Genomic DNA, 13,556 nt, shown 5'->3' on the forward strand with positions numbered 1-13,556 from the left:
ATCGCTATTTATGGTGATAAGGCAATTTTTTAAAAGATATGGAAATTAACATCATTTTCATTTTTTTCAACGAAGGGAGAATAGCATGTCCAAAGAAGCCCTCTTGAAAGGCAAGAAAATCCTGATCGTGGATGACGAACCGGATGTCCTGGATACGTTGGAAGAGTTGTTGTCCATGTGCGATATCACTAGAGCTTCCAGCTTCGATGAAGCCAGCAGGCTGCTGGAGAATGAGAAATTTGAATTTGCGATTTTGGATATTATGGGGGTGGCCGGTTACGATCTGCTGAAAATAGCCTCAAAGAAAAATGTTATCTCCGTTATGCTGACAGCGCATGCCCTGAGCCCCGATAATGTGGTGCGATCCTATAAGGAAGGCGCCGCATTTTACGTGCCCAAAGAGAAGATGGCCGAAATCGAGACCTATCTAAACGACATCCTGGACTCCCTGGAAAAGGGAAAAAACACCTGGAGCCGATGGTTTGAACGGCTGGGAACTTATTGTGAACAGCGTTTCGGTCCCGAATGGCAAAAGGACGACAAAATTTCCTGGGATAAATTTCCCTTCCATTAAAGGTAAGGTTCAGTACATCAGTTGGGGCAGAAGCAGGATAATCTGCGGAAAGATCGTCATGATGATAATCCCGATGACGATGGCAATCAGAAACGGGATGATCCCTTTGAATATGGATTCCAGGGAAACGTCTAACCCGAGGCTCTTGGCTACGCCGAAAACAACATATACATTGATGCCCACCGGCGGTGTGATAACGCCCATCTGGGTGACCAGCACGATAATCACGCCGAACCAGATCGGGTCGTATCCCAACTGGAGGATGACCGGGTAAAAAATCGGTATCGTCAGCATGATCAGGGCCATGGCATCCATGATGCACCCGCCGATCAGATAAACCATCACAACGGCCCCCAGAACCATATAGGGCGGCAAGTCGAATCCGCCGATCCACGAGGCGATGTTGAAGGGGATGCGGGTAACCGCCAGAAATTTGCCGAAAACCACGGCGCCGGCGATGAGGAGCATCACCATGCAGGAAGTTCGCAGGGTTTCATACAGGGACTTGACGAAACCCTGCCAGTTAAGGTTGCGCCGGATCAGGGATACGGCCAGGACGCCGGCGGCGCCGACGGCTGCGGCTTCCGTGGGGGTGAAAAGACCAAAAAAAAGACCGCCCATGACAAGGAAAAAAACGGCAACGGTATCGAAGGCGCCGGCCAAGGACTTGAATTTTTCCCGCCAGGTAAAGTGTTCACCATGGGGGCCCTGATCCGGAGCGACGCGGCACTGGATATAGATGGCGATGATAAACAGGATCGTCATGACAATGGCCGGCAGAATTCCTGCTACAAACAGGGCGCCGATGGACTGTTCCGTCAAGACCCCGTAAATGATGAGAACGACACTGGGCGGCATGATCATTCCCAGCCCTCCGCCGGCTGCCACTGAACCGGCCGACAGTTCGTCGGCGTAATGGTATCGTTTCATCTCGGGCATGCCGACCGTTGCCATGGTTGCGGCCGTGGCCGGACTTGAACCGCATACCGCGCCGAAGGCCGTACAGGCGGCCACGGTGGCCATGGCCAGACCGCCGCGGGTGCTCCCCAGAAATTTATAGGCGCTGTCATACAGTTTCCGGCTGATGCCGGCGTTAAAGGCAAACTGGCCCATCAGGATAAACAAAGGGATGGTGGTGAGTCCATAGGACGAGAAGGCTTCGTATATGTTTCTCGACAGAAGATTCAGGCCGCCTTTTGGAGAAATCATAACGGAAAAGCCGACATATCCCACAAGGGCCATGACATAAGCCACCGGCATACGGGTCATGAACAGGACAAGCATCAGCGCAATACCGATGATTCCGATCAGGGTTGGCGACATTCTTTTCCTCTCAGCTTGGCAATATTCTCCACTATATCCTGGATGATCAAAAGAAAGAAAATCAGGAAGCAGAAAGACACCGTATAGATGAGAACATATTCCGGAAACTCGAGGGTCATGGAGACCTCCCCTGATTTCTGGATGGTATGGGCATAAACGGCCATGCGCCAGGTGACCAGGGCAAATAATCCCAGACTCAGGAAACCGGTGAAAAGGTCCATAATTGTCTGCACCCTTTTGGAAAACAGGCGAACCAGAATTTCCACACCGATGTGAGCCTTGACCTGATGGGTGTAAGGCAGCGCGGTTGCCACCGACAGGGCGGCCATAAATATGACCAATTCAATGGACCCGAAAATGGGATGGCCGAAAAACCGGCCGATAACATCGACGCAAGTCAGGGCGACCATCCCCATCATGAAAACCGCGCCCATGGTTTTCATGATGTCAACGATTTTATGAATTATTTTCCAGAGAATCAGCATATTGATCGGATATTTACTTGAGCGCCGGGTCCGGGGCGGGAGTTTTTCCCGCCCCGGCGGCCGAAAGTTATTTCAGGCTGTTAAGGGTGTTGACGGTAAACTCAACGATTTCCTTGCCATTAAACCCTTTCTCGTTCAGGGTTTTAATATAGTCGTTATTAATCGGTGCAACCGCTTTTTCCCACCGGGCAGCTTCCTTTTTATCGATGCCGATAATCCGGCCGCCCTGATTGAGGAAATAATAGAGCCCCTCCATATCACTGGTGTCCCAGGCATCGCCATGCTTGACGATCCACTCTTCGTTGATCCCTGCGATGATCTTCTGAACATCCGCCGGCAGGGAATTCCATTTATTCTTGTTCATCACCACAAAAAAGGAGGTAGTGTAGGCTGCGCTGAAGGCTGCCGTGGCAAAACCGGTCACTTCGCCCAGTTTCCAGCCCTTATTGGCTTCAAACGGATAAACAGCCCCATCGACGACCCCTTTTTGAAGCATCTGATAGGTCTCCGGCATGGGTTGAGACACCGGGGTGCCGCCCAGCGCTTCCACCACCAGGGCGCTGGTTCCGTGCGCCCTGAATTTAAGCCCCTTCATGTCTTCGATTTTTGAAACCGGTTTGCTTTTGGTGTGGACCAGGCCTGGTCCGTGGGCGTGGAGATACATGACCTGGGTGTCGCTGAGTTCTTTGGGTGCGAACTTTTTATAGACTTCATTAATCACCAGGGTTGCCACCTTGCCGTTGGGATAACCCAGCGGAAGATCGATGGCGGACATTACCGGAAACCGGCCGCGGGTGTATGCCAAGACTGAAAACCCCAGATCGGAAAGTCCCTCCACCACGCCGTCGTAACACTGGTTCGCCTTGGTGAGGGTCTGGCCGGCGTAATATTCGATCTTGACCCTGCCGTTGGTGCGTTTTTCAACCTCTTTGGACCATGCTTCGGCAAGAACACTCTGAACGTGCGTGGGTGGGAAGAAGTTGCTGTAGGTGAGTTTGACGGTCTGGGCCTGTGCGTTCGGGCCGATTAAAATGAATGCGATGCTAATGAATACAATCAGGACGGACGCAAAGAAAATTTTTTTCATGGGAACCTCCTTCTTGTCGTTTTTATGCGGGAAAAATACAGTCGGTTTAACGTTTATGGGGGGGTGTGTGCATACCTCCTTTCTGGCATAGGTTTTTTAAATGGAAACGATCGGGACGCCGGTAAAAAAAACAGTGATTTCAAGCCGGCCCCTGATCGACCCCATAGCATACAATCGGAGAAATGACTAACAAAAAAAGCCTATAGAGGGGCCCTTCTATCTGTCCACGCATATTCCATCTTGCGACAGGGTTATCATTATAAGAAAACGGTCTAAATTTACAACAATATTTTTAAAATAACATTCCGTATTTCCTGATTGTGACGGGCGGCGCCCTCTCCAGGGGAAACGCGCGTCCTTAACCAAACCCTGGTGAGAAGCTATCAACCTGATAAAACAGGTTTTTCTAACTTCTCATTGAGTTTTGCAGCCACGCCCCAAAAGATGCACCGGGTCGGGCAGGCGTTGCTGCAGGCGGGCGCTTCATTGTGATTGAGGCGTTCGATACAAAGATCGCATTTAACCGCCGTTTCAGTCGCATTATCATACTGCATGGCCCCGAAAGGGCAGGCCTCCAGGCATGCTTTGCAGCCGATGCAAAGCCCCTTGTCGATCAGGACAATCCCGCGTTCATTTCTGGAAATGGCTTCCACCGGGCAGGATACCTTGCAGGGCGCATTGGCGCAATGGTGGCAGTGGATCGGAAAAAAATCGGGGGCGTTTTCAACCACGCGCACAAGCCTGGGTCCGATGCCCAGTTCGTGCTCCTGCTTGCAGGCGACTTCACAGGCATGACACCCCATGCATTCCTTCTTAAAAAACATCAGTGTTAATTTCTCCATCCGTTCATCTCCTCTTGATCTTCGCAGGGTGAAATGTTGCACAGGCAAACCCTGAGATTTGTTGCCGCCATCACCGGATCCAGGGTTTCCGGTGCGTTATCCGTCAGAATATTGATGTTGGAAATATCCCAGCCGTGTCCCTCTTCCTTCATTTCGGGAAACCACCAGCCGTGCTCTGCCACGACGACCCTTGGATCGATCCCGAAATTCAACTTGGCCCGCTGTTTGACGCGGCCTCGCGGTGAGGCAATGGTTACCCACTGCCCGGCCGCGATCCCGTGCTTTTTAGCGGTTTCGGGATGGATTTCCACGATGGGGTCGGGCCGGATCTCCCGCAGCCAGGGAATCATCCGGTTGGCGGAGTGAAAAAAAGTGGGGGTCCGCAAACCGGCATTGAGGATGTAGGGAAATTCGTCCAGCAAATCGGGGGTGGAGACCGGGCTTTCCGGCACTTCGGTATATTTCGGCAGGGGATCATGGCCCCATTTTTCAAGGGCGGTTGACAGCAGCTCCACTTTACCCGTCGGTGTTGAAAAGCCTTTTTGCCGATATTTGTGGTACGCCATTTCCCCTTTTAAATATCCGACCTTTTTAAATTCCTCCCAGGTCAGTCCCGAAGGTTCAAGGAGGTAATCGAGGGCAGTCTCCACCGTACTAAACCATTCCTGCCCCATGCGTTTGCCCAGTTCCATAAAAATTTTATGGTCCTGCCAGCACTCACCGATATCGACGGCCTTCTCCCGGGCCAGGGCGTAACCGTGGCGCTTCCAGTTGTCGGCAATATGGTTCTGTTCGAGCCAGGTCCCGGCCGGCAGAAAAATGTCTGCCAGGTCGGCTGTGGGGGTCATGAAAAAATCCATCACCGCCAGAAATTCCAGTTTTTTCAAGGCGGCGTAGGCTTCACGGGCATTTGCCCGGGTCACCACCGGATTGGTGCCGCAAAGCAGGCCGGCTTTTAAGGGGTAGGGTTTTCCGGTCAGAATGGCGTCCCAGGCCGCTTTCGGACTGATCAGGGCCACCCGTGCAGCCAGCTTGTACTGGTCCCCGCCCAGCTGTTTTTTGCGCTGCTCCGGCGCTAAATCCTTATGGCGGGAAAAGGCCGATACCGATCGCACCTTCGGCGGCACAAAAAAGACGTTTCCTCCGGGCGCGTCCAAATTCCCGGTCGCCGCCATCAGCCCCACCAGCGCACGGGTGCAGTCCGTACAGTTAATGGTCTGTTCTGTCGGTACGCCCCACTGGAGAATCGCCGGTTTGGTTTTGGCGTACATCCGGGCTGCCCTTCGAATGAGGTCCTTAGGGATCCAGGTAATGGATTCAACCGCTTCCAAAGGATATTCTTTTGCCCGCTCAACAAAGGCGTCCCATCCATGAACATAATGATTCACGAAATCTTTATCATAAAGGTCCTCTTCAATGATCACGTTCATAAACCCCATGGCCAAGGCCCCGTCGGTACCGGGCCTGATCTGGAGCCACAGGTCCGCTTTTTTGGCAAGAAATCCCTTGCGGGGGTCGATGACAATCAGCTTGGCTCCCTTTTTATAAGCGCTCCAGAAATCAACGCCCTTGTGCTCGTCCGGGTTTGTCCACTGGGGGTTGCAGCCCCACATGACAATGCATCGGGGATGGCCGTGCCAGTCGGCTACGGGCAGGTTGCCGCATGTGATCAGGGTGGCCCCGACCCGGGAAACGTAGCACATATGGCCGGCGGTGAGCACGTTGGGGGTTCCCAGCAGGTTGGCGAACCGATAGAGATGACTTTCATAATCTCTGCCGGTTCCCTGTCCAATGACGATGGACTCCGGCCCGCTGGCGTCCATGACCGATTTAAACTTTGCAACAACAGTGTCCAGGGCGTCATCCCAGGAGATTCGCTCCCAGCCCTTCTCTGTTTTTTTCATGGGATGGCGTATCCGATCGGGGTGATAGGCCAACTGGGTGATGGCCAGCCCCTTGCTGCACATGGTGCCTTGGCTTATGGGCGAGGCCGGGTCTCCCTCCACTTTGATGACCTTATTGTCCCGAACGTGAGCGATGACACCACATCCGCCATGACAGCTGCGACAGACCGTTCGAATTTTTTTTACTGCTCCCATCCGTGTCCTCCTTAATTATTTTCCATATCGAAGATATCCGAAATGCCGAACTTTAAAACATAGATGTAATTGAGCATGCTGCGGGTATTCTTTTCAACCGCAGGCAAACCTATCCCCAGGTCGCGCAGTTCATTGATGCGCAGTTCGATCTCTGCAATTTTCGCATGCATTTCCTTTAAATCCCATGTTTGTCCGGCGCGAATCACATTATCCATGTCGTTAGTTCTCCCTCAGATCTTTAAATCGCTTTGACTTCAGGGTATACCGGGGCAGTTCCCCCCGGGAGACAAAAACGATCCCAAACCGCAGGTTGGTCTTGATCTTTAACCGTTCGGACAGGTTGGCTGAGAATTCGGCCAGCCTGTCGTTGCCGGGCTTGTCCGGCAGTTCCACCCTAAGCGTGATCTCATCCAGGGCGCCTTTTTTCGCCACGACAATTTCATATTCACTGATTTCGGGAAATTCACTTCTTAAAAGATCTTCCACGGAGACCGGCGTAAAAAGGACCCCCCTGATCTTTCGCAAATGATCCGACCGACCGGCGACTTCTGAGACGGTCATGGACGTTCGGCCGCAAGGACATCCATCCGGTCCCCTTCGCACGACATCCTTTGTATTGAACCGGACCAGGGGAAACGAACGTCTCCCCAGCGGGGTCACAACCGCTACGCCGAGTTCCCCTTTGTCCACATCCCGGCTCAAGGTTTCCTGATCAAGAACTTCCACCAGAAAAAACGGCTCCATAATATGAAGGCCGCTACGGCTGCCGCACATGGCGGCCCAGGCGCAGGGCTCTGTTCCCCCGATGTGATCATAGACTTCGGCGTTCCAGACAGCTTCGAGCCTTTTCCGGGTTGCCCGGGGCAGCGGCTCTCCGGCACACAGCATTCTTTTAATGCCGATTTCCTTGGGGTTTAACCCCATCTCGTTGGCCACTTCCGCCATGTGAAGGCCATAGGTGGGGGTGTTCAGCAGCGCGGTGGGCTTCACCTCCAGCATTTTGCTGATCCGGGCACTGGTGTCCAGGGCGCCGCCCGGTACGACTTCGCAGCCCAGTTTTTCAGCGGCATAGTGACCCTCCCAGAAAGCCACATAGACATTGTAGCCAAAGGGAACAAACACCCGGTCCGTCTCCCGGAAGCCGGCCATCCAGAGGATGTGGCACCAGACCTCCACCCGCCACTGCCAGCTCTCGGCGCTTTCCGGAACATAGACCGGTTTTCCGGTGGTACCGGATGTCTGACGAAAAGTGGTCACATCCCTTGGGTCAACCCCCAGGATATGACCGTAAATCGTCGGGTCCTCACCCGCCTGGGCGACACGAAGGTCTTCTTTTTCAGTCAGCGGAAGCCCTTTTAGATCCTGCAGGGTTTTGATATCTTCGGGTTCAACGTTTTTAAACCGTTTCATGTAAAAGGCGGAATGGGCTTTGGCGTACCGGAGGTATTTGCGAAAATTGTTCAATTCGATCTTGACGAGCTTTTCCCGGGGAAGGGTTTCCAGAAGGGGATTCCAATAAAGAGGGTTCTGTTTTTCCATTATCGTAAGCTCACCTCATTGTCCTAAAAATTAAAATCAAATGGGGCCGGACGCATTAAAGCGAGAAGCGCGTCTCGATTTTCCTGGCGATCTCTTCTAAGAGCGCTGCATAGACAGGGATGTCTTTATCTTCCATCTGGCGTTTAAGACCTACCGCCCAGATGGCAACCGGGTTGTTTCCTATTTTCAGGCTAACGGGCACTGCCAGGGCGCATATGCCTTCAATGTATTCTTCCTTGTCGATGGCAACGCCTTCCGTGCGGGTTTCCCGGATCATTTCCATGTACTTTTTTTTATTTGTGCACGAATAGCGCGTAAATTTCTTGAGCTCATTCTTAGAAAGAATGTCTTGAACCTCATCATCAGATAATTGGGCCAGTAAGATTTTACCGCCTGCGCCGGCAAGGAGAGGGATTCGCATGCCAATTTCTGAAGAAATTTTTATGTCGAAAGCTGAATCGACCTTGTCCAGTATAATCGCCCTCAATCCGGAACGAATCCCCAGGAATGCGGACAGCTTGGTCTTTTGATTGATCTCATTCAGACAGGGGTGAACGGTTGTTATCAATTCGGAGCTTGTTCCCGCGGTTTTGCCCAGCAGGTAGAGTTTGGTGCCGAATCGGAATTTGTTTTCATTCTCATTTTCAAGGATGCCGATGCCCACCAGTGTGTGAAGGATGTTGAAAACCGTGCTTTTATGGTAGCCCAAGGCCTTGGAGATATCAGTGATTCCCAAAGGATTTTTCGATTTTGCGAAAAGGTCCAGCATGCTGAAGCATTTTTCTATGGCGGGGACCGGTTTAAATCCTTTTCCCATACCTTTACGTTCAAGTCCTTAAGAGGTGTTTTGTATAGAGAACAAACGTTTTTATGGTAAAACAAACGGAGAAGGGTGTCAAGGGGGTAAAAACTTTGGCAAGGTTTTTTAGGGGTGATGGGTAATATGTAAAATTTTTCCGCTCATACGCCGGGGCTTCTTTATTTCGTGATCGAGGACTTCCACCCCTTTTTTCGGTGAGAGGGATGCAACCAGGCTGTCGAATGTCGGACGCCCGGGGTCTGCAATGAGTATCCGGCCGACCGAAGCCCGCCGGGCCCGCTGAATAAGCCGGCGCAGCGGATCGATCAAATCATCCCAGAAGCAGATATCCGAGCCGATGATCAAGTCGACATCCCGGAGGCGACTGCTGCTGATCTGATCGAACCCTTTATTCAGAAACGCCACTTTGACTTTGTTGATCCTGGCGTGAAGATCCAAAAAGGGGTGGATGTCCGGATCGATATCCGCCGCCGTTACCGCAGCATCGAATTTTTTTGCACAAAAGATACCGGTCATTCCCCATCCGCAGCCGATTTCTAGGATTTTAGCACCGGGTATCAACCGGGTTTTTCTAATGTGGTCGATGAGCACCCAGCTTGTGCTCCATGATTTATTGCCATGAACGGAGGGTGCGTGTTTTCTTTTCAGTTTTGCGATTTCGGGATGGCGTGAAAGCAGCAGCCGGAGTCCGTATGCCTTGATTTCCGTTTTGTTGTTGACGGCAGTCAAAATTGTCCTTTCTGAAATTGTTTGTAACCGTGTATGAGAATAACGCTCGGAAACAGAAGTATCCGCAAGGATGCTTCAATCGTTTTTTTCAGCGAAACGTGCAGGTGGGATTTTATTACCCTTTAACATTAGAATGTCAAGGTCGCGACGGAAATATCGGCAGGAATAAGTAAACAAAAGGGAGAACCGAAATGTTCATACGGCCCTCCCTTTTGTTTAGGTGCAAGTAGAACCTATTTCAAAAAAAAGATTTTCGTTCCAGATCAAGGCGAAGCCAAGCATCAACCCGCAGGAATACTTGTGTATTTCGAGGACTTGATGCGCGGATTCAACGCCGATATGGGGCGAAAAGACTTTTTTGAGATAGGTTCTAGTGTTATACCGAGAGCTCTTTAATGGCTGCTAAAAGCTGACTTAATTTGCACGGTTTGGTAAACACCTTGATGGCGCCAAGTGTTTTGGCAATATCCAATTCCATCTGGGGGTCAAAAAATTTCTTTCCGGTGATGGCAAATATATGAACATTCGGAAAATCCTGCTTTACTTCCAAGATCAACGTGTGTCCGTCTTTTTCCGGCATGAATATATCCGTAATCATTAAATCGGCAGGTTCCGCACGAAATAGCGCTATCGCTTCATTTCCGTTTGTCGCCAGACGGACCTGATATCCGAATTTTTCCAGGGCTTCCTTGAACAACCGGCGCACCGGTTCCTCATCGTCGACAAACAGGATGCTCTTTACGGGATTTTTAACGGGGGTGTCCGTAAGATCGTCAATAATCGTATCCCGGGATTCCGACTGGTCATCGTAAACGGTTTCCTGATTTTCGGACATTGATTCTGTCTGATCATCCGGCGTCATCATTTTACTGCTGTTGTAGGCATTCATGCGATTGCCTTATCCTCCATGAAAATTTATCCAGAAAAGAAAGATGCGCCGCAAGACTAAAAAATAACGTGCATGGTCATAATCTAAGCGCAAACGCTTTTGTGTGTTTGTATAAAATGATACAAAATTTGTGCCAATACTTAAAATCAGCCAGAAAAAATTTAGAAGCGGCTGTGTTTATAACAACATACAGATATCATTATAAAACAAGTTGTCAGGCGAAGAAATGAAATGTCGCGACAATAAGCAGTAAGCGTGAGAGCTTGGAAGTTTATGCACAGTTTTGTGTGCAGGTGCACGGTTTTGTGTGCACCCGGGGCGCCGATCTAAAGTGTTTCTTTGGATGCCTTGTCGATATCTACGATCTTGCTTTTAAGATATTTCTTGGTTTCATACTTGGTAATCTTCATGAGCTTGTTGGTTATTTGACCCATTCGTTCGGTTTGTTCCATGAGGGTCGTCAATTTTTCATAGTGTGGATCAGTGGTTTTCACATCCAGCAACAGCAATTCAGCAACCCCCGACACCACCTGCAGGGGCTGATTCATTTCATGGCAGACGGCGCCGGCCGTTTCAAAGACTGCTTGAAGTTTTTCTTTTTCCAGCAGCGCATTTTGTAAAGCGAGGATCCGGCGGCCCACATTGATTCTTGAGCGTAATTCGTTGTTTCCAAACGGCTTGGTAATATAGTCGTCTGCGCCGGCATCGAGTCCGGCTACGATATCATCCTCCTGGTCCCGCGCGGTCAGGAGGATGATATAAGTGGGGGTATCTTTTGGCTGCTGGTTTAACTTGCGGCAAATTTCAATACCGTCCATTCCCGGCATCATCCAGTCCAGCAGGAGAAGATTCAGCGCATCGTCCTGCTGCAACTTTTCCCAAGCGGCTTTGCCATCTGTGAAGGAAACAACTTCATAGCCCCAACTGCCTAATTTTCGTTCCAGCATTTTCAGGGTTATGGCATCATCTTCGGCGATTAGTATTTTCATCGGGCCTCTACGGTAGCTAAAATTGAAATAAGGATTGGTTAAGTCGATTAATCAACGCTGTAAGATGCAACGTACAGCAGGTCGATTTCAAGATTTTGTATGCCGGGTATCGTTTCGGCGACTTTACGCATCTCCTTTTCCAGTTTCGACTGTTGCGCCGACGAAGCACTTGCCGTTACCCGCACCGTTCCCGTTCGGGCCGTAACCTCGATATCCGGTTTCAGATCGATCAGGGCTGCTTTTACTTCGGCGGCCAGGCTGAGATCTTTTAACTGCTGCCGGGATTCCGGTGTTGCTTGAAAATGGTGCAAACCGATTTTATGGCAGATGATATCCACGGCATCGTCCACCGTGATCCTGTCGATGTGGATGACCAGGTCATACAGGCTGGGATCGGCGGTTTCAATGCCGTACAGTTGCTGACTCCATTTGCGGCGTTGTTCGTCCAGCTTTTGGATGTAGGCGGTGGCCGCGTCGCGGGAGAGGCCGTTTCTTTCCGTCACGATACGCATGCGCTCTTCCATGTCCGCAATGATGCGTACCTTGAGAACATGCGATATGTCTTTAACAAAAAAGTGACCGGCAAATCCGTGATAGACCACATTGCCTTTTTGCAGGGTTTTCAGAACGGCGGCCTGGATATAAGCGATATATTTTTCTTTTCTTAAAAGAATACGGTCCATGAAAGTGGGGGCATCATGAATGGCCTGAAAAAGGTTTATTTCGGAAATATTAAAATCTTTGGATGCCGCAATAAGAATCTCGCGCGAGATGCAATCATAGCCTAATCTTTTGGCTGTTCGCTCTGCTACTTCCTGGCCGTGGCTGAATGATCCTCTGGATATGGTAATAACCGACATAAATTCCCCTAATCTTAACAGGCAGATTTCGGCAGCCTGTATGATATTGCCTGCTATTTAAAAAAGTTTTTACTTCTCCAGTGATCCTGCCGCAATCGGTGGTCGATATAGCGGTTGTCAAAAAAGCATTTCGTTATCCCAACGTTTTTTTCTACAATCGCTTATACTGCAATTCATTTTTTCGGAACTTTATTATGGAAAGCGGTATAAACCTGAATCACGGAGAAAAGGCTTTTGCCGCGATGTAATTTTTAAATAAAAACATAAGAAGAACCTTATTGCAAGTCAATTAAAAAGTGATTTTAATGGAAGGCACGTCCTGACGGGAGAAAAATAGTGGCGGGGGGCATCCGTTTAAACGGCGGAAAAGCATCCGCCGGTATTCTCAAGTGGGTAAACTTTAGATCTTTTGAGTAGGAGGAAACAGCAATGGCACATGAAATTTTAAAACCCAAAAGGGTGCATCCGGCCGAAGGCTACTCCCACGCCGCCAAGGCAGGGAAAACCCTCTATATCGCCGGGCAGGTTGCAAAGGCCAGAGACGGGAAACTCGTGGGTCAAGGTGATTTTGAAACCCAGGCCCGCCAGGTGTTCACCAATCTAAAAACATTCTGGAGGAGGCCGGAGGAAGCCTGGCGCATATCGTCAAAATGACCACATTCCTGACCCATTTTCATTACCGGGATGCGTTTAGAAATGTCCGCCAGGAGTTCTTTACGGAACCGTTTCCGCCCCATACCTTTCTGGTTGTCCAAAGTCTGGCAATGCCGGAATTTTTGATTGAAGTGGAGGCAGTTGCCGTATTGGATTAACCCTGGGGTAGCGTATTATCGTGCTAACCTTTCTTTTTCTCCTGTTTTTCTTTGCGTTTTTCCTTCAAAGATTTGGCCGGTTTCTTTTTGACATCTTTTTTGGTGTCTCTTGCTTTTGCCATTTGCATCCTCCCTCAACAGTGGGTTGTAACGCTTCTCTCAAATATTGGGATGATATCATACTGATGCGATAGGATCAATGCCCAGCATGCGGGTGGCATAAAAGGCCGGGAGCGGCTAGAACCCCAGCTCCTCATTTATGAGGACCACCGTAAACTCAGGTATATCGTTTGGCCTTTTGAAAAGGATCATCAGAGCGGCGCACAATCTCTCGGGTGCATTGCAGTCGCTGCATATCCCGGTTTCCGCACAGGGAACCTTCCGTTCTTTCGAAATGGCGTTCAGTATGGCCGCACGGTTCCGGGTTCGATGAATTGCCAGATCCAGTGTGTCGACAATCTTATTGGTTCCGGCAACGACGATAACCTTTTGGGGACCGGAACAAAGC

At 50.3% G+C, this 13,556-nt stretch carries 14 protein-coding genes and 1 pseudogene; 2 read left to right on the top strand and 13 right to left on the bottom strand.

Going from position 1 to position 13,556, the window contains the following annotated elements:
* Positions 1 to 85 precede the first annotated feature (85 nt).
* Complete coding sequence (locus P1P89_04750; protein MDF1590805.1) at positions 86 to 574, top strand: response regulator; 489 nt, start codon at positions 86 to 88, stop codon at positions 572 to 574.
* A 9-nt stretch (positions 575 to 583) separates the two neighbouring features.
* On the opposite strand, the gene P1P89_04755 is transcribed toward P1P89_04750, so the two are convergent.
* The 12 genes from P1P89_04755 to P1P89_04810 form a co-directional block, all read right to left on the bottom strand.
* Positions 584 to 1,897 (bottom strand): TRAP transporter large permease, encoded by a 1,314-nt coding sequence (locus P1P89_04755; GenBank protein MDF1590806.1) that lies wholly within the window; start codon positions 1,895 to 1,897, stop codon positions 584 to 586.
* On the bottom strand, positions 1,882 to 2,382 hold the full coding sequence (locus P1P89_04760) for a TRAP transporter small permease (protein ID MDF1590807.1): 501 nt from the start codon (positions 2,380 to 2,382) through the stop codon (positions 1,882 to 1,884). Before P1P89_04760 ends, P1P89_04755 begins: the two co-directional genes overlap by 16 nt.
* Positions 2,383 to 2,449: 67 nt before the next feature.
* A complete protein-coding gene (locus tag P1P89_04765; GenBank protein ID MDF1590808.1) occupies positions 2,450 to 3,469 on the bottom strand; it encodes a TRAP transporter substrate-binding protein in 1,020 nt (339 codons plus the stop codon).
* 383 nt (positions 3,470 to 3,852) lie between these two features.
* Entirely contained in the window at positions 3,853 to 4,311 is a 459-nt protein-coding gene (locus P1P89_04770; protein ID MDF1590809.1) for a 4Fe-4S binding protein, read from the bottom strand.
* The gene (locus P1P89_04775) at positions 4,299 to 6,410 is read right to left on the bottom strand and encodes a molybdopterin-dependent oxidoreductase (GenBank protein MDF1590810.1); all 2,112 of its coding nucleotides are present in this window, start codon (positions 6,408 to 6,410) and stop codon (positions 4,299 to 4,301) included. Before P1P89_04775 ends, P1P89_04770 begins: the two co-directional genes overlap by 13 nt.
* A gap of 11 nt (positions 6,411 to 6,421) precedes the next feature.
* On the bottom strand, positions 6,422 to 6,625 hold the full coding sequence (locus tag P1P89_04780; GenBank protein MDF1590811.1) for a hypothetical protein: 204 nt from the start codon (positions 6,623 to 6,625) through the stop codon (positions 6,422 to 6,424).
* Between the two features lie 4 nt (positions 6,626 to 6,629).
* Positions 6,630 to 7,949: an AMP-binding protein gene (locus tag P1P89_04785; GenBank protein MDF1590812.1), complete on the bottom strand. Its 1,320-nt coding sequence runs from the start codon at positions 7,947 to 7,949 to the stop codon at positions 6,630 to 6,632.
* A 55-nt stretch (positions 7,950 to 8,004) separates the two neighbouring features.
* Complete coding sequence (locus P1P89_04790; protein MDF1590813.1) at positions 8,005 to 8,766, bottom strand: IclR family transcriptional regulator; 762 nt, start codon at positions 8,764 to 8,766, stop codon at positions 8,005 to 8,007.
* Between the two features lie 108 nt (positions 8,767 to 8,874).
* Positions 8,875 to 9,498, bottom strand: coding sequence for a class I SAM-dependent methyltransferase (locus P1P89_04795; protein ID MDF1590814.1), 624 nt, complete (start codon positions 9,496 to 9,498; stop codon positions 8,875 to 8,877).
* A 376-nt stretch (positions 9,499 to 9,874) separates the two neighbouring features.
* The gene (locus tag P1P89_04800; GenBank protein ID MDF1590815.1) at positions 9,875 to 10,387 is read right to left on the bottom strand and encodes a response regulator; all 513 of its coding nucleotides are present in this window, start codon (positions 10,385 to 10,387) and stop codon (positions 9,875 to 9,877) included.
* Positions 10,388 to 10,713: 326 nt separating this feature from the next.
* A complete protein-coding gene (locus tag P1P89_04805; protein MDF1590816.1) occupies positions 10,714 to 11,376 on the bottom strand; it encodes a response regulator in 663 nt (220 codons plus the stop codon).
* Between the two features lie 47 nt (positions 11,377 to 11,423).
* Positions 11,424 to 12,236 (bottom strand): cytidylate kinase-like family protein, encoded by an 813-nt coding sequence (locus P1P89_04810; GenBank protein ID MDF1590817.1) that lies wholly within the window; start codon positions 12,234 to 12,236, stop codon positions 11,424 to 11,426.
* Positions 12,237 to 12,665: 429 nt separating this feature from the next.
* Here P1P89_04810 and P1P89_04815 point away from each other — a divergent pair.
* Positions 12,666 to 13,048 (top strand): annotated as a pseudogene (locus tag P1P89_04815) (RidA family protein).
* Positions 13,049 to 13,285: 237 nt separating this feature from the next.
* On the opposite strand, the gene P1P89_04820 reads toward P1P89_04815, so the two are convergent.
* The coding region (locus tag P1P89_04820) for an LUD domain-containing protein (protein ID MDF1590818.1) at positions 13,286 to 13,556 on the bottom strand (271 nt) is incomplete at its 5' end.

The organism is Desulfobacterales bacterium, assembly GCA_029211065.1.
Lineage (GTDB): Bacteria > Desulfobacterota > Desulfobacteria > Desulfobacterales > JARGFK01 > JARGFK01.

Excerpts from the sequence above, each read along its gene's own strand:
- P1P89_04790 (MDF1590813.1), bottom strand. The coding sequence starts at position 8,766 with ATGGGAAAAGGATTTAAACCGGTCCCCGCCATAGAAAAATGCTTCAGC.
- P1P89_04765 (MDF1590808.1), bottom strand. The coding sequence starts at position 3,469 with ATGAAAAAAATTTTCTTTGCGTCCGTCCTGATTGTATTCATTAGCATC.
- P1P89_04785 (MDF1590812.1), bottom strand. The coding sequence starts at position 7,949 with ATGGAAAAACAGAACCCTCTTTATTGGAATCCCCTTCTGGAAACCCTT.
- P1P89_04800 (MDF1590815.1), bottom strand. The coding sequence starts at position 10,387 with ATGAATGCCTACAACAGCAGTAAAATGATGACGCCGGATGATCAGACA.
- P1P89_04775 (MDF1590810.1), bottom strand. The coding sequence starts at position 6,410 with ATGGGAGCAGTAAAAAAAATTCGAACGGTCTGTCGCAGCTGTCATGGC.
- P1P89_04810 (MDF1590817.1), bottom strand. The coding sequence starts at position 12,236 with ATGTCGGTTATTACCATATCCAGAGGATCATTCAGCCACGGCCAGGAA.
- P1P89_04760 (MDF1590807.1), bottom strand. The coding sequence starts at position 2,382 with ATGCTGATTCTCTGGAAAATAATTCATAAAATCGTTGACATCATGAAA.
- P1P89_04805 (MDF1590816.1), bottom strand. The coding sequence starts at position 11,376 with ATGAAAATACTAATCGCCGAAGATGATGCCATAACCCTGAAAATGCTG.
- P1P89_04755 (MDF1590806.1), bottom strand. The coding sequence starts at position 1,897 with ATGTCGCCAACCCTGATCGGAATCATCGGTATTGCGCTGATGCTTGTC.
- P1P89_04780 (MDF1590811.1), bottom strand. The coding sequence starts at position 6,625 with ATGGATAATGTGATTCGCGCCGGACAAACATGGGATTTAAAGGAAATG.
- P1P89_04750 (MDF1590805.1), top strand. The coding sequence starts at position 86 with ATGTCCAAAGAAGCCCTCTTGAAAGGCAAGAAAATCCTGATCGTGGAT.
- P1P89_04770 (MDF1590809.1), bottom strand. The coding sequence starts at position 4,311 with ATGGAGAAATTAACACTGATGTTTTTTAAGAAGGAATGCATGGGGTGT.